Source organism: Pseudomonas sp. H26/SER47-MNA-CIBAN-0231 (assembly GCF_040310465.1).
Lineage (GTDB): Bacteria > Pseudomonadota > Gammaproteobacteria > Pseudomonadales > Pseudomonadaceae > Aquipseudomonas > Aquipseudomonas atacamensis.
On record NZ_JBEOPW010000002.1, the window covers coordinates 376486 to 390937 of the forward strand.

General features: G+C 58.1%; 14 protein-coding genes and 1 tRNA gene. 7 read left to right on the forward strand and 8 right to left on the reverse strand.

Features of this window, described 5'->3' with window-relative positions; genetic code table 11:
• Positions 1-387 precede the first annotated feature (387 nt).
• From AAEZ10_RS04450 to AAEZ10_RS04465, 4 genes are read left to right on the forward strand one after another with little or no spacing between them, the layout of a single operon-like run.
• On the forward strand, positions 388-3219 hold the full coding sequence (locus AAEZ10_RS04450; protein ID WP_122700518.1) for a xanthine dehydrogenase family protein molybdopterin-binding subunit: 2832 nt from the start codon (positions 388-390) through the stop codon (positions 3217-3219).
• Positions 3212-3751, forward strand: a complete 540-nt coding sequence (locus AAEZ10_RS04455) for a (2Fe-2S)-binding protein (protein WP_236169456.1) — start codon at positions 3212-3214, stop codon at positions 3749-3751. The genes AAEZ10_RS04450 and AAEZ10_RS04455 overlap by 8 nt, the downstream gene beginning before the upstream one ends.
• A 2-nt stretch (positions 3752-3753) precedes the next feature.
• The gene (locus tag AAEZ10_RS04460; protein WP_350567950.1) at positions 3754-4989 is read left to right on the forward strand and encodes a c-type cytochrome; all 1236 of its coding nucleotides are present in this window, start codon (positions 3754-3756) and stop codon (positions 4987-4989) included.
• A 1-nt stretch (position 4990) separates the two neighbouring features.
• On the forward strand, positions 4991-5962 hold the full coding sequence (locus AAEZ10_RS04465) for an XdhC family protein (RefSeq protein WP_350567953.1): 972 nt from the start codon (positions 4991-4993) through the stop codon (positions 5960-5962).
• Positions 5963-6091: 129 nt separating this feature from the next.
• Here AAEZ10_RS04465 and AAEZ10_RS04470 read toward each other — a convergent pair whose 3' ends face one another.
• Positions 6092-7375 carry an NAD(P)/FAD-dependent oxidoreductase gene (locus tag AAEZ10_RS04470; RefSeq protein WP_041478544.1) on the reverse strand — a complete coding sequence of 428 codons (1284 nt, stop codon included), beginning with the start codon at positions 7373-7375 and terminating at the stop codon, positions 6092-6094.
• Between the two features lie 183 nt (positions 7376-7558).
• Here AAEZ10_RS04470 and AAEZ10_RS04475 point away from each other — a divergent pair.
• Positions 7559-7635 (forward strand) — tRNA-Val (locus tag AAEZ10_RS04475).
• Positions 7636-7744: 109 nt separating this feature from the next.
• Here AAEZ10_RS04475 and AAEZ10_RS04480 read toward each other — a convergent pair.
• The 7 genes from AAEZ10_RS04480 to AAEZ10_RS04510 form a co-directional block, all read right to left on the reverse strand.
• The gene (locus AAEZ10_RS04480; protein ID WP_071171664.1) at positions 7745-8881 is read right to left on the reverse strand and encodes a tyrosine-type recombinase/integrase; all 1137 of its coding nucleotides are present in this window, start codon (positions 8879-8881) and stop codon (positions 7745-7747) included.
• Positions 8881-9114 (reverse strand): hypothetical protein, encoded by a 234-nt coding sequence (locus AAEZ10_RS04485; RefSeq protein ID WP_016773953.1) that lies wholly within the window; start codon positions 9112-9114, stop codon positions 8881-8883. Before AAEZ10_RS04485 ends, AAEZ10_RS04480 begins: the two co-directional genes overlap by 1 nt.
• A 44-nt stretch (positions 9115-9158) precedes the next feature.
• On the reverse strand, positions 9159-9407 hold the full coding sequence (locus tag AAEZ10_RS04490; protein ID WP_350567958.1) for a hypothetical protein: 249 nt from the start codon (positions 9405-9407) through the stop codon (positions 9159-9161).
• A 328-nt stretch (positions 9408-9735) separates the two neighbouring features.
• On the reverse strand, positions 9736-10140 hold the full coding sequence (locus tag AAEZ10_RS04495) for a hypothetical protein (protein WP_350567961.1): 405 nt from the start codon (positions 10138-10140) through the stop codon (positions 9736-9738).
• Between the two features lie 155 nt (positions 10141-10295).
• Positions 10296-10505 (reverse strand): hypothetical protein, encoded by a 210-nt coding sequence (locus AAEZ10_RS04500; protein WP_350567964.1) that lies wholly within the window; start codon positions 10503-10505, stop codon positions 10296-10298.
• The gene (locus AAEZ10_RS04505; protein ID WP_350567967.1) at positions 10502-11449 is read right to left on the reverse strand and encodes a GAF domain-containing protein; all 948 of its coding nucleotides are present in this window, start codon (positions 11447-11449) and stop codon (positions 10502-10504) included. The genes AAEZ10_RS04500 and AAEZ10_RS04505 overlap by 4 nt, the downstream gene beginning before the upstream one ends.
• Before the next feature lie 140 nt (positions 11450-11589).
• The gene (locus AAEZ10_RS04510) at positions 11590-13395 is read right to left on the reverse strand and encodes a DNA cytosine methyltransferase (RefSeq protein WP_350567970.1); all 1806 of its coding nucleotides are present in this window, start codon (positions 13393-13395) and stop codon (positions 11590-11592) included.
• Between the two features lie 530 nt (positions 13396-13925).
• On the opposite strand from AAEZ10_RS04510, the gene AAEZ10_RS04515 reads away from it, so the two are divergent.
• Both AAEZ10_RS04515 and AAEZ10_RS04520 read left to right on the forward strand, forming a co-directional pair.
• The gene (locus AAEZ10_RS04515) at positions 13926-14216 is read left to right on the forward strand and encodes a hypothetical protein (RefSeq protein ID WP_350567973.1); all 291 of its coding nucleotides are present in this window, start codon (positions 13926-13928) and stop codon (positions 14214-14216) included.
• A gap of 37 nt (positions 14217-14253) precedes the next feature.
• Complete coding sequence (locus AAEZ10_RS04520; RefSeq protein WP_350567976.1) at positions 14254-14442, forward strand: hypothetical protein; 189 nt, start codon at positions 14254-14256, stop codon at positions 14440-14442.
• Positions 14443-14452: the final 10 nt, after the last annotated feature.

Consider the following 14452-nt stretch of genomic DNA (forward strand, 5'->3'; position numbering starts at 1 on the left):
CGGGGTTTTTTGTGTCTGAAATTTGGTTATTCCCCTCTCGAACTCCTGCGCAAATCGTCCTGTAGGAGCTGCGGCACGCTGCGATCTTTTGATCTTGCTCTTAAAAAATCCAGATCAAAAGATCGCAGCCTCGTTTCACTCGACAGCTCCTACAAGAATCTCTGCAAGCCTACTGCGGTGCCACGTCGCATTGTTTTTTTTGATTATTTAGTCAGGTTTTTGTAACTGGTTGTTTGCTGTGGGCGCAGAAACCTTTAAAGTTAACCTTTCGGTCAGCTTTGCACTGTCAACACAGCTCTTTGCTTCGCCAGAAAGAGCTTCTGCACGACTCGAGATCCCCAGTAGATAACCACAAGGGCGGACCTATAACCGCCCAGAGGATGATCCATGTCCAACCGTGAAATATCCCGGCGCTCGTTCCTCCAGGGCGGGCTGGTGGCGGGTGTGAGCGTTACGCTCACGCCGCTCAGCAGTCAGGCGCTGGCTGCCTTGATGGAAAACAGCGTCACCGTGCCGTCCGAGAAATGGCTCGGCAATAACGGCAAGGCCCGTCAACGCAACGATGCCTTGTCCAAGGTCTGCGGCAGCAAGGTGTTTGCCCGCGACATCCGCGCCAAGGACATGCCTGGCTGGCCTGAGCAACAAGGCCACGCCATGCTGCTGAAAACCATCAAGGCCGATCGTATCTACGCAGGCTACGACCTGTCGTGGCTCGGCGCCGATCTGCAACCGGACCGCATCGTCACCGCTGCCGATCTGGACAAGGACGGTATCCACTTCCCCGAAGAGCACGCGCCTGATCCATTGCTGCCGGAAGGTAAAGTACCGATGTTCATCGGTCACCCGGTGGCGATCCTGATCTGGAACGATTTCGAGCGTTTCCGTCAGGCCAAGAATCAACTCAAATTCAATGACAAGGCGATTCGTTACGGCGCCAAAGTGCCGTTCTACGAAGGCGATCCCTACGGCAGCTTCCGCTATGTGCGCGTCGGTGGCGCGACCTCGGCGGATGAAGACGAGTTCGCCAGCCTCAAGGATTCGATTCTGTTCCCGATGCTGAAGAACCGCCGTCCAGTGTGGAATGCATCGCCGAACCTGCATGGCAACCTCACCGAGCGCGGTCTGTTCTACGCCGATCGCATGAAGCAGGAAATCGACACGCCGCCAGACAACTGGCTGGTGTTCGATGAGCGCTACAAGACGCCGTCGATCGAGCCGGCCGCCCTCGAGCCGGACAACGGCAACGGCTGGTACGACCCGAAAACCAAAACCCTGCATTTCGTCGTGGCGACGCAGTGCCCGCTGGAAGTCGCGACCGAGACCGCGAAGATGATCGGGCCGTCGCGTTTCGGCCTGGCCAACCTGAACATGCACCCGGGCTACACCGTCGGGTATGGCTCCAAAGACCACAACATTTTCGTCTACTACGCAGCCCTGGCCGCGCTGTACGGCGCCGGTGTGCCGGTGCGTCTGGCCAACGACCGCTACGAGCAGTTCCAGAGCGGCATCAAGCGTCACCCGTTCGACATCCGCTACCAGTTGGCCGTGGACAAGAACGACTACACCTTCAAGATTTTCCGCGCGGAAATGAGCGTCGATGGCGGCGGTCGGGTCAACTACAGCCCATCGGTGGCGGCGGTTGGCGCCACCGCAGCGCAGTCGATCTACTACATGCCGCAGAACGATCTGCAGGTCACCGCGTATCACTCGCGCGCGGTCGAGGCGGGTTCGATGCGCGGTTACGGCACTCTGCAAAGCATGGCGGCGACCGAAATGATGGTCGACGAGATCGCCAATCGCCTGGGTGTCGACGCCATCGATTTGCGCCGCAGGAATGCCCTGCGTTCCGGCATGAAAAACACCCAGGGCGCAATCCCGGCCGGTGCACTGCGCCTGCATGAAATCCTCGACAAAGCCTCGGTGCACGAAGTCTGGAAAAATCGCGACACGATCAAGCAGCAACGTGAAGCGGCAGACCCGGATAACTGGTACGGCGTCGGTTTCGCCATCTGCCAGAAAGACTTCGGCACCGGCTCCGAAGCGCCGATGGCCAGCATCGAATTCACTGCAGACGGGCGCATTACTCTGCGCCACATCGGTATCGAAATCGGCACCGGCATGTCCACTTCGCAAGCCTTGGTCGTCGCCGATTTCCTCGGCAGCCCGGCGCACGAGGTGAAGACCGGCGAAACCGAATGGCAGGAAATGCAGCTGATCACCAGCGGCAACCCTTACATCATGAGTCAGGCCGAGCAGGACAATCTGCTGCGCAATCCGCGCTGGGTCGGCAAGCTGGCGTCGGCGTCTTCGGCGACCAACTCCGCCTATTACTTCAGTCATGCGACCCGTGAAGCGGCGCGTGTGCTGTTCAACCACGGCTTGTGGCCGGCGGCGCTGGAGATCTGGCGTCAGGGTCCGTACGGCGGCCAGGCCAACCCTTATGTGGTGCGTCGCGAAGATGCGCATTGGATCGACGGCAAGCTGACCGCCAACGGCATGCAGCCGCTGAGTTTCGAAGAGCTGGCCAAGCGCGCCCACGAACGCGGGCTGGTGACGGGCGCCACGGTGCACGGTTTCAACCGTTGGAGCTGGGCCGAGGCTGAATACAGCATCGACGGCGTGCGCGAGCGCCTGCCGCTCGACGGTCTGGCGGTGAAATACGGCGATGGCGCGCCGCAAGCGAAGAAAGCGCAGATGAACAGCGCCGGCTTCCACTTGCTTGATCGGCAGAACGTCAACTACCCGGTGGTCCAGTTGAACAACGCTGCCGTGACCTATTACAGCCCGGTCGCGACGCTGGTCGAGTTGAAGGTCAATAAAGGCTCGGCGGAAGTTCAGGTGCTCAACCACCATTCGTGGATCGAGTGTGGTCGGGTGCTGGTTGAAGAGTTGGTCAAGGGCCAGCTCGAAGGCGGTATCGCCATGGGTATTGGTCATGCGCTGATGGAAGAGATGCCGTTGTACGAAGGCGGGCCGGGGGAGGGTGACTGGAACTTCAACCGTTACCGTCTGCCGATGGCGCGTCACGTTGCGGTGTGGAAGCAGACTGCGGAGATCCTGCCGCCGCTGTCGCCGAGCGATCCGTCCAAGGGCATCGCCGAAGTGGTGATGATCCCGATTGTCGGTGCCATCGGTAACGCCGTGGCGCACGCCATCGGTAAACGTGTTCGTGACTTGCCTATTACCGCTGCGCGCATCAAGGAGGCCCTCAATGGCTAACCGTCCGCTTCAACTGACCCTCAATGGTCAATCCGTCGGGCCGGTGGACATCCCTGATGACCTGCCGATGATCGACTACCTGCACGAATACAAAAACCTCACCGGCTCGCGGCTGGGCTGCGGTCAGGGGATCTGCCACGCCTGCGTGGTGATCGTCGATAACCCCGACGGTACCAGCGAAGCAGTGCGCACCTGCATCACCGGTGCGCATTACTTCGAGGGCAAGAAAGTCCGCACCATCGAAGGCCACGCCAGTCGCGACGAGCAGGGCCAGGTCACCGAGCTCAATCCGATCCAGCAGCGCTTTGTCGACGAGTTCGCCTTCCAGTGCAGCTACTGCGCGCCAGGCTTCGTCAACGCCGCGACGGTGTTGGTCGAGAAGCTGCAGCGCCAGCCGATCGTCAAAAGTCAGCTGGAACAGGTGATCGAGGATAGCCTCGGTCATCACGTCTGCCGCTGCACCGGGTACGTGCGTTATTACAACGCCACGCGCAACGTGCTGACCGATCTCGGCCTGGTCAAGGAGGGTTGAGCATGAAGCGTTTACTGACCCGCCTGACTTTTGCGGTCGGACTGGCCGCGCCGCTTTTGGCGGTCCACGCCGATGAACAGGTAAAGCGCGGCGAATACCTCGCCCGCGCTGCCGACTGCATGGCCTGCCACACCGCACCGGGTGGCGCGCCGTATGCCGGCGGCCTGCCGATCGTCTCGCCATTCGGCACGATCTACGGCACCAACATCACCCCGAGCAAAGAGCACGGCATCGGTCTGTACAACGACGACGAGTTCTTCGCTGCGCTGACCGAAGGCAAACGGCGCGACGGTGCGAATCTGTATCCAGCGATGCCGTACACCTCGTATCACCTGATGCCGCGCGCCGATTCCGATGCGATTCACGCGTATCTGAAAACCATCGAGCCGATCGAACGCGCCGCGCCGGTGACCAGCCTGAGCTTTCCGTTCAATGTGCGTCTGGGCCTGGCCGGCTGGAACATGCTCTACGGCAAAGACGTCAAGCTGGAGCCGGCCGAAGGCAAAAGTGAGGCGTGGAAGCGCGGCCAGTACATGGTCGACGTTCTCGGTCACTGCGGCGAATGCCATACGCCACGCGGCCTGCCGGGTGCGATGCAAATGGACAAGCGCATGACCGGCGGCATTCTCAATGGTTATCTCGCGCCGAGCCTGCTGGCCACCGACCTGGCCGCGCGCGGCTGGAATCAGCGGGATCTGAGCACGTTTCTCAAGCATGGCATGAGCGCGCAAGGAACGATGTTCAACGAAATGTTCCCGGTGTTTCACAACAGCACTCAAGGTCTGAGCGATGCTGATCTGGCGGCAATGGCGACGTTCCTCCTTGGCGAGCAACCGCCACCAGCCAAAGAGCTTGTCGAGGTGCCGCTCGACAAGCTCAGCGCGAGTGCTCAGCGCGGCCGTCAGGAATACCTGAACGTCTGCGCCGGTTGTCACGCGGCTGGCGGTGAAGGCAAGCCGCACATCGCAGTGGCCATGCGTGGCAACACCACGTTGCGTCTGGAAGATCCGCGCAACCTGTTGCGAGTGATCGAAGATGGCATCGGCGAACAGAAGTTCTCCGGGTTCGAGCACATGCAGCCGATGCCGGGTTTTGCTGAAAAGCTCAGTCCTGAGCAATTGACTGATCTGCTCAACTACCTGCGTCAGGGTTGGGGCGGGCAGGGCGCTGAACTGGCGGTGAGCGAAGTGCAGAAGCTGCACTCCGACGCACCGAGCGTCGAGCACAAGGCCCACTGATATGCAGCATCTCGATCTGCAAGTGGTGCGTCGGGCGTTGGAATGGTCGGTGGCCGGGCAGCGAATCTGGCTGTGCACGGTGCTGACCACTTACGGCTCGGCGCCGCGCGCGCCGGGTTCGCTGCTCGCAGTGAATGAAAGCGGGCAGTGGATCGGTTCGCTGTCGGGCGGTTGCGTCGAGGACGACTTTCTTGAACGCGTCGCCGAAGGTGCGTTTCACGAAGCGGTCAGCGTCGTGCGTTACGGCGAAGGCGATGATCCGTGCTCGCGGGTCAGCCTGCCTTGCGGCGGCATTCTTGATGTGCTGGTTGAGAAACTTGACGCCGACTGCGCGGTGCAGGCGCACCTGCGTGAACTGGAATCGGCGTTGCTGGGTCAGCGTCGTCTGCTTCGCGAAGTTGATCTGGCCAGCGGTGCGCGCACTCTGTTTGCTGATCGCGAGCAGGGCGCGCGGATCGAGCGTGAGATCGATCGGGTGCGCATTCGTGTCGGTGCAGCGCAGCGCTTGTTGCTCGCTGGCTACTCCAGTGTGGCGCAGGCCTGTGCCGAGTTCGCGGTAGGGCTTGGCTTCGAAGTGATTCTCTGCGATCCGCGCGATGAAGTGCTTGAAGGCGTGGTGCTCAATAGCGTGGAAATCCGTCGGCAGTTGCCTTCGGTGTTCATTGCCGACGGAGGCTGCCATCGCGACACGGCAGTGGTGGCGCTGACCCATGATCCGCGCATCGACGATCTGGCGATGATGGAAGCGGTGCGCACCGAAGCGTTTTACATCGGTGTGATGGGATCGCAGCAGACGTCGCAGAAACGCTTCGAGCGCTTACGCCGCATTGGTGGCTTGAGTGAGGCAGAGCTGGCGCGGGTTCATGCGCCGATCGGCCTCAACCTCGGCAGCAAGACACCGGCGGAAATTGCGCTGGCGGTGCTGGCAGATATCCTGCGGATTCGCAGTGGGATCGCTCGGGATCAGCTCTGATCCTAAGCCTTGCTGAATCTACTGTGGCGAGGGGATTTATCCCCGTTGGGGGTGCGAAGCGCCCCCTCTTGAGCAGGAGGGGACTGCTGCGCAGTCCAACGGGGATAAATCCCCTCGCCACAATGGTGTTTATAGACCGTACTTATCGCGCAGCCCGTAATACCAGGCGCCCAGCGCGGCAAACGGCGTGCGTAGCAGTTGCCCGCCGGGGAAGGGGTAGTGGGGCAGGTCGGCAAAGGCATCGAAACGCTCGGCCTGACCGCGCAACGCTTCGGCGAGGACTTTGCCAGCCAGATGCGTGTAGGTGACGCCGTGACCGCTGCAGCCCTGCGAGTAATAGATGTTGTCGCCCAGTCGTCCGACCTGAGGCAAGCGCGACAAGGTCAGCAGGAAGTTGCCGGTCCAGGCGTAGTCGATCTTCACGTCCTTGAGTTGCGGGAAAGCTTTGAGCATCTTCGGGCGAATGATCGCTTCGATGTTCGCCGGATCGCGAGCGCCGTAAACCACGCCGCCACCGAAGATCAAGCGTTTGTCGGCGGTCAGGCGATAGTAGTCGAGCAGATAGTTGCAATCCTCCACGCAGTAATCCTGCGGCAAAAGCGCCTTCGCCAGCTCATCGCCCAGTGGCTCGGTGGTGATCACCTGAGTGCCACACGGCATCGATTTGGCCGCCAGCTCCGGCACCAGATTACCGAGGTAGGCGTTGCCGGCAACGATGATGAACCTGGCCCTGACCTTGCCTTGCGGTGTATGCACAACCGGATTGGCCCCGCGCTCGATGCGCACGGCAGGTGATTGCTCATAGATGGTGCCGCCGAGAGACTCGACTGCCGCCGCTTCACCGAGTGCCAGATTCAGCGGATGGATGTGGCCGCCGCTCATATCGAGCATGCCACCGACGTATTGATCGCAACCCACCACTTCACGGATGCGGCGTTGGTCCATCAGTTCCAGCTGAGTGTGACCAAAGCGTTCCCACAACCGTTTCTGCGATTCAAGGTGGCCCATTTGTTTGGCGGAAAGGGCGGCGAATACACCGCCATCTTTCAGGTCGCACTGGATGTTGTATCTGGCCACGCGCTCGCGAATGATCCGGCCGCCTTCAAAGGCCATTTCGCCGAGCAGTTGCGCCTGCTTGGGGCCGACCGTGCGTTCAATGACGTCTATGTCGCGGCTATAGCTGTTGACGATCTGCCCGCCGTTTCGGCCTGAAGCGCCAAAACCGACTTTCGCCGCTTCCAGCACGGTTACGCGAAAACCGTTCTCCAACAGGAACAGGGCGGACGACAGCCCGGTATACCCGGCGCCGATCACACAGACGTCCGTCTCCACATCATCCTGCAGCACAGGGCGTGGTGGTACGGCATTGGCCGACGCAGCGTAATAAGACTCTGGGTATTGGGTGTTCGCCATCCTGCCGCCTCTGTTTAATATATTTTACGAGTGCGTCGATCCTACCCGAGTTGAAAAACCTCCGCCAGCCACCGGAAAATCTTCGTCGCTGAGGCGAAATTAAATATTTTGCATATTCATAGGGTTAGGTGAAAAAAAGGTGTTGACACCCCTCCGGAATTCCGTAGAATGCCGCCTCACAGCAGGCACGTAGCTCAGTTGGTTAGAGCACCACCTTGACATGGTGGGGGTCGTTGGTTCGAGTCCAATCGCGCCTACCAAACAAAATCCGCTCTGCTGGGCGGTCTGGAAGGGCTCACCGAAAGGTGAGCCCTTTTTTGTTGTCTGCGATTTGCAAAACTTTTGCAAAACTTTTGCAAAACCCCCACCTCAGAACGCCAGTTCGGCGCTCACCTCAACATAGTCGATCGTCTTGTCGCCGTGCCCCTCCTGATAGTGCTTCGTCATCTTCTCGTCCGCGTGGCCCAGCAGCGCCTGGATGTATTCCTGTGGGAAGTTCTGCTGCTCGTACAGCCACGCACCTAAAGCGCGGATTTCGTGAAAAGTGGGGCGCTCACCGGCGGGCACATGGTCATAAGCGTGCGCAGCGTCGCGGGCCTTGCTGAACTCCTTGGTCAGATAATCCGGCGTTACCGACGTCCAGTGGTCCTTCGCGTCAATCTGTTCCCGGCGCCGGGCCTTGGGCTTGTAGTGGATCAGGTAGGGCGAGACCAGCGGCGAGCGCAAGCATTCGCCGACGACCTCACGCAGCGCTGCACCCATGGTGATTTTCAGGTGAACCGGGTTGTCGTACCCCTGAGTCTTACCCGGCGAGACGGTCAGCGTGTTCTTGTCCATGTCGACCGCCGACTTCAGCCAGGTCACGATATCCTCGCGGCGCTGAAGGCTGGCCAGTGCCAGGCGGATTGCCCGCTTCAGCCATGGCGGCGTGGTCGCCGCGCCGATGATCGTCTGCAATCCCTCCAGCGTATGCCGCTGGCGCTTCTTCTCGGCTTCCTTCTTGACCAGCGTCAGCTCGGCGCAATTGCGCTCGGCCAACCCCTTTGCCACGGCGAAAGCGAATATCTGCACCCACAGCCCGCGATGCTTCGTGTAGGCGTTGTTGCTGAACTGGTCCAGGTATTCGGCCATGGCCAGCACATCCATCTGCCCGATCAGTCGGTCGCCGAGATCCTGCCGGTACCGCTCAAGCTTGAATTTGATCTCTTCCAGTGTTCGCGCCGCATAGCCCTTGTCCACCAGCCATTCGTCATTGAACCGCTGCAGCAGGTTGCTCACCGTTGGCAACCTGTCACCTGTCAGCAGGGTGAGCAGGGCGCCGTCATCGACGACGAGCGCCGCGACCTTGAGGTTTGCTGCGTGCGCGAGCTTGATTGCCTCCTCAAGTGGGCGGTTGATGCTGGTCATCAAGCCGGTAATGGGGTTCCGGTACCGAAAATATTTACCGTTCGGGTAAAGATTTGGCGGTAGCTTCCTGTTTTTGAGCGTGCGCGGCCGGGCAGCCATCAGCCTATCTCCAACATCTTGGCCAGCAGGGGATCATCTGACCCCATCACGGCCGCCTGCACATCCACGAAATACATCCCGCCTTTTACTTCTCCTACCACTTCGCCTTCCTCAATCCATTTTTTCAACTGCTGCAAACTCGGCTTGCCGCCGACGTAGCGGAGCTTTCTGTATTCGCCTGCCTCCATAAGGCGCGGCAACTTGACCGTGATCTGGGCCAGAATTTTTGCCATTGTGATGCTCCATGCCGCGCGTGGCGGCAGAAGGTGGTGATGGGTTATGCAGGCAGCAAGCCTTTCGCTTTTGCTTCTGCCCGGCACTGCTCGCGAAACTCTCGAGCGTTTTCGATTGCTTGCTGTTTGCTGGCGGCCTTCCAAGTGGGGCCGACTTGGATGAACTTGCCGCGCAGCTTCCCGCACCAATGCTTCACGAAGTCGCCGTTCTCGATCTGGCAGATGGTGCCGGCCGATGCTTTCGGCGCCGTCGCGTAATCCACCAGTTTCTGGTCGTACGTTAATTCAGGCATGCGAATACCTCGCCCGCCGTACACCGGCAGGCTGTTGAGTTGGGTGAGGGGTTACGCTGTTTTAGTCTGAGCTCCCCAGACCGCTCTTCCTTGCGCCGTGGCTTGGAAGAGACATCCATACGCCGATGTTCCAGCCGAACCGCACCATTTCAGCAGACCAAGATCCTGTAGCTTTCCGGTGGTGCGCGTGTGCGAAGACTTGTAGAAGTTCGGAAGGCAGCCCACCGCGAAACCGAGCACTTTCAGTTGCGCGGGAGAAAGTCGCGCCGCTTGCGTCATCACCGCGGTCCCTTGTAGCGGTACACGTAGGCGAACCAGGCGAGGGCGATCATGGCGTAACCTCTTCCTGTTCCAGGTCCTCAGCGGCGATCGTGAACGTCTCGATGTTCTTGACGCGGTAGAAGGAGCAGTCGCAGTTCTTGCGAGCCCAGGCGTCGAGAAGGTCTTCAAGTTCTTGCTTGGCCTCTGCGGTCACAGTCGGGAAATCATCCGCCCAGTCGCCGAGGTCGCTTGATGCCGCGTTGTCTGCCATCGATTCAATTACGGCATCCGAATCTACGAACTCCGCAGGATCTGCGTAGCGAATTTCGCCACGCTGGCACTCATCACCGACAGCGAGATCGTCGTTTTGGCTGAGGAACGAACACCAATCCGCAGTCCAGTCCTCACCATTGTTCGAGTAGGCATACTCAATTCCGGCGGTAGCGACAGGCAAAACAGTTTCTTCAGACATGACTTCGTCCTTGCCGCTATAGCGGCTGACTTTGAAGGGATGGAATTGAGAGGAATTCTATGAAATGAAAAAAGGTAGGGGGAATACGCTAGGCTCTTTGGAAGTCCCATAAAAAAACGGAGACTAGGTCTCCGTCTTTTTAAAATATGGAAGGATTACTCTTCGCTGTATATTTCTTTTTTGAAATAACTGTTACTTTTTTTAATTTCAGAGTTAACCCAGCTTTCTACATATTCGTCATTTTTTTTATGGCTTTCTACTAAGCAGCTTTCAAAGCTCATGCTTACTGAAAGAACGCCATCTGCGCGTTTAGATGAAGGTGCGGGAGGCATAATTACAGGTTTCTCGTTTCTGGTCCTGCTCATTTCGATGCTCCTGTCCAGTCAGCTACGTTTCTCTCAATATAGATCGATAGTAACTTAGCTATTGTGAGTGTGAAAAATCTATCTCTTTCCCAATCAAACTGTCCAATGCTACTGCTGGTGAAGACTAGCACGCCCAATGGTTTTCCACCATTAACGTTACCGAAAGAATTTGTAATGGGAATTGAGAGGAATGACCTATATTTCGCCTTGTCAGCCTCATCGCTGGTCGAGGAGTCAGCTAACTCTGTGCTAGTGAAAATATCATGGCAAATTTTTGCTTCCTGCTGAACGAATGCCAAACCCACATGACCTAACCCTGGCTTCCACCTCCTATTAGAGGTAGTCATACGATCATCGTGCCGGCGCCAGATAATGAAAAGATCATCGTCATTGTTGTCATACATATATAGCGCCATATTATATAAGCTTTCTCCGCTATAGCCGAAAAGCTCAAACCGGTGTTTAACCAAATGAGAAAGAACAGCTTCCAGCCCCTTTGTCCAGTCTTCCCATCTTTGCGCAACTGGATAATCTTTGTCTTTTAAATTAATGTCTCTTATGCGTGACTCAAGTTCAAGTGTCATAAGATAGATAACGATTTGCTGCGCTGTTGAGCATCCAAACAATTGTTGGGCTTTCGGAATAACTTCTTGCTTTAAGTAGCCAAGCTCACTAATCATGTTGTCAATTTCAACCGAGTTGCTTTGGCGTGAACCTGATTTATAGAGTATTAGCGCCAGTAGAATATGAATCGCAATAGCTATTACCGCAAATGCTGTTTCACTGCCCGTGAATTTGTTTTCGGCAGAAAATAATTTGCTGATGAATAGACCTATCAGAACCGGTGAGATCAAGGTCATCCACGTATTGGAAAAAATTATTGATACTGACGTGATATCGGCTTCGGTAGTTTTATTCTTGAGATTAAGCAGCTTCAGATCCATACGTCAGAGTTCCATGATTTTCCCATCTATATGCAAGATTTGGTGTCCTGCGTCAATATTATCCTTCCCGAAACATTGCCTTTCAATAGCGCTCCCCAACTTATTGGGGGGCGGGCAAGCCACGACAAGCACTGCGCGGGTTAAGCGGCGAGCCGCTGATAAAGCTCGATGATGTCGGCAGCGTTTGCGGCAACCAAGGCTTCAGCTTCGTCAGGACAGACGCTGTTGCCGATCAGCCGCACCTGGTCGACCTTCTTGATGTCGCGCCATTCTTCGGCGCCGGTGACCGGATCCACGAACAGGCCGCGATCGATGATGTAATCCTTGTCGAAGCCTTGCGCGGCCTTCAGCTCTGGTGGTTGCAGCATGCGCAGCGTGATATCGATCAGCACGTAGCCGCCGACCATTACCATTTCGGCCGGGTCTTTGAAGTGCTCCGGCAGATATTTGTGCATGAAGGCGGCGCAGCGCCGGGCGCCTTCCATCTGACCAGGAGTCAGCGTGTCGGGCACCTGAACCGTCTCGACAACCGCTACGCGATCTTTCGTCGGCAGCGTGTGCATCGGCTCATTAAGCGAAATGCCGTCCTTCTCGTTACCGTAATATTTCACCAGGTAAGCGCTCACCAGCCGCTGGTTGGCGCCGGACTGGCAGATGGTCGACATCGGATCGTAGGCCGATCGGCCGTCGCCTTTGTAGAAGCCGCCATTAGCCTGTTCGAAGAACGCTGTGACGATGCCGTGACGCGCGGCGCCGGCCAGAACTGTCTGAGTTGGATCGTCAGGCGAGCTGCCCGCTGCGTTCTGCCCGAACGCAGTCATATGCGCTGCCGCCATCGCGAAGTGTCCGCCTTTGACTTGGGCGACTTGCGTGCGCAGCGGCTCCTGCACGTCGAAGTCGCGCTGTGCTGATCCGTTGGCGCACTCGGTGAGGAAGGGTGCTGCAACCGGCTGCACTAGCGCGTGATGCGTGCCGCCCGCGCTGATTGTGGAAAGCGCTTCGTCGGTACCGTGCGTGCTGGTGTGCGCCGATGATGTGCCGCGCATTGGCACGATGAAAGGCTTCGCACTGGTCAGTACATGACGCCAGCAGCCCTTGGCCACGCGGCGCATGGTGTTCTCGGCCATCGGCTTGTCTCGGAAGATCGTGCGCCCGAGATTGCTCCAGTCGATGCACTCCGCCGCCGAGCGCCACGGTAATTGTTTCGCCGCTGGCCGCTTATGGCGCTTTGGTGCTGGCCAGACGATCGGCATCCCGTCGCTTCGCGCCACCAAGTAAAGGCGTTTGCGGATGGTCGGCGTGCCGGCGTTCGCCGCGATGCGCTCCCGCCACTCAGCGTTGTAGCCCAGCCCCCGCACTAGAGCCTCCACCGGCACGAACTCTCCGATCGCCTCGATGATCTCCGGCATGTCCGGATGATCAGCGGGCAAGCCGGTGCTGATCGCGGCAATGAACGCCTTGAAGGTGCGGCCGCGTTCAGCCTTGATCGGTTGGCCGTCATCGTCGATAGGACCCCAGTCGCAGAACTCTTCAACGTTTTCGAGGAAGAGCAGGCGCGACTTTGTGACGTACAGCCAGCGGATCACAACCCAAGCCAGCCCGCGAACACCACGATCACGCGGTGTGCCGCCCTTGGCTTTGCTGTGATGCCGACAGTCTGGCGATGCCCAGATGATCGCGACCGGCTGTCCGCCGGTGGCCTCCCGAGGATCTACCTCGAAAACGTCCGCAACGTAGTGTGCCGTCGCGGGATGGTTGGCGCGGTGCACAGCCAGGGCGATTGGATTGTGGTTCACCGCCACGTCCGGCTCCCGGTATGCCCGGGCGATACCGGTGCTGGCGCCGCCACCGCCGGCGAACAGGTCAACCACCAGTTCTTTTTCGAATGGCAGGCCCATGCTTGGCTGGCCATGGATGAGCTGAGGCAATTTCTGTTGTGCGGACATAGGGGGATCCTCGCCTGAGGTGGCGTGAGTTGATGATTTAGGGTATTCAGGGGGTTGTGGACGGCAATGTGCCATCCGTATAAGCAAGGAGTTTTGCGTGGAGCAGGTCAGAGCTGCATTTGCTGAGGCAATTTTTGAAGCTATCAGGCAATGCCACGAGTTCGGATACCACCCATCTAAATGGGAGGCAATGAACCGAGCCCAGCATCCGGTTGAAGCGTCGATCAAACTGGTTCAATCCCCCGAGTTTCAAGACGGCTTCAGGAAGCTATTGCGAGAGGGAAGGGAGCACCTGACAGTGGAGGCGATCATGCTTAGACCCGACTTCGCTTCACTGTTCAGTGGTCAACTGCTCCAAGCCGCTAGGTGGCGATTGCAGACTGCCCCCCGGTAAATCTGGCGATGCAGCGCGCGCAGGTGATCCATTTGCCAAGGCCGGCGAACAAATCGATTGCAGTGGGCACGCGGTTACCTCGCAGCTATAGTCGTGACATTCCAGTTCGGGCTGTCATAAATTTTCTGGGGGATGCATGAAGGATCCAAATGGAACAGTGAAACGACTCACTGATGCACTAGAGGCCGCTGCCACCGGTGTGGAAAAACACATGCGATTGCGCGCTGTTCATCAAGAGTTAATGGCTTTGCGGCCGGACGAATTTCCAGATGAGTACGCTCGTGAATTATTCGAGAGCATCGTGGAGTATTCCGGCACGTACGAGCCAAGCCGCCCTACCGCAATAAACCATCCAGATATAGAGCGCTGCTTTAAGGATCTTTGGGAGCTCTACTGGCTGATGTCCTCCAACGACCAGTACACTTAATCCCTCCACTTCTATCTCACACCGGCAGGAGGCCGACATGAGGTTGCAGAGCGATGTAGATGCGCTGGCGGCGATCGAAGAGGACGCCAAGGCAATGCTGAAACGGATAGGGCTGCCGGACGACGCAGTGAAGCTGGAGGTGGTCGTGTTCCTTCGGGAGGTGATCGACCTGGCCAGCTACATGGAGTCGGCGCACCGAATCGTTGAAGCGCCGAGCAGCCCGTAATTCAGCCGAC

Bases quoted from the DNA above. Each gene is read 5' to 3' on its own strand.
- AAEZ10_RS04450 (WP_122700518.1), top strand. From the start codon at position 388: ATGTCCAACCGTGAAATATCCCGGCGCTCGTTCCTCCAGGGCGGGCTG.
- AAEZ10_RS04455 (WP_236169456.1), top strand. From the start codon at position 3,212: ATGGCTAACCGTCCGCTTCAACTGACCCTCAATGGTCAATCCGTCGGG.
- AAEZ10_RS04460 (WP_350567950.1), top strand. From the start codon at position 3,754: ATGAAGCGTTTACTGACCCGCCTGACTTTTGCGGTCGGACTGGCCGCG.
- AAEZ10_RS04465 (WP_350567953.1), top strand. From the start codon at position 4,991: ATGCAGCATCTCGATCTGCAAGTGGTGCGTCGGGCGTTGGAATGGTCG.
- AAEZ10_RS04470 (WP_041478544.1), bottom strand. From the start codon at position 7,375: ATGGCGAACACCCAATACCCAGAGTCTTATTACGCTGCGTCGGCCAAT.
- AAEZ10_RS04480 (WP_071171664.1), bottom strand. From the start codon at position 8,881: ATGGCTGCCCGGCCGCGCACGCTCAAAAACAGGAAGCTACCGCCAAAT.
- AAEZ10_RS04485 (WP_016773953.1), bottom strand. From the start codon at position 9,114: ATGGCAAAAATTCTGGCCCAGATCACGGTCAAGTTGCCGCGCCTTATG.
- AAEZ10_RS04490 (WP_350567958.1), bottom strand. From the start codon at position 9,407: ATGCCTGAATTAACGTACGACCAGAAACTGGTGGATTACGCGACGGCG.
- AAEZ10_RS04495 (WP_350567961.1), bottom strand. From the start codon at position 10,140: ATGTCTGAAGAAACTGTTTTGCCTGTCGCTACCGCCGGAATTGAGTAT.
- AAEZ10_RS04500 (WP_350567964.1), bottom strand. From the start codon at position 10,505: ATGAGCAGGACCAGAAACGAGAAACCTGTAATTATGCCTCCCGCACCT.
- AAEZ10_RS04505 (WP_350567967.1), bottom strand. From the start codon at position 11,449: ATGGATCTGAAGCTGCTTAATCTCAAGAATAAAACTACCGAAGCCGAT.
- AAEZ10_RS04510 (WP_350567970.1), bottom strand. From the start codon at position 13,395: ATGTCCGCACAACAGAAATTGCCTCAGCTCATCCATGGCCAGCCAAGC.
- AAEZ10_RS04515 (WP_350567973.1), top strand. From the start codon at position 13,926: ATGAAGGATCCAAATGGAACAGTGAAACGACTCACTGATGCACTAGAG.
- AAEZ10_RS04520 (WP_350567976.1), top strand. From the start codon at position 14,254: ATGAGGTTGCAGAGCGATGTAGATGCGCTGGCGGCGATCGAAGAGGAC.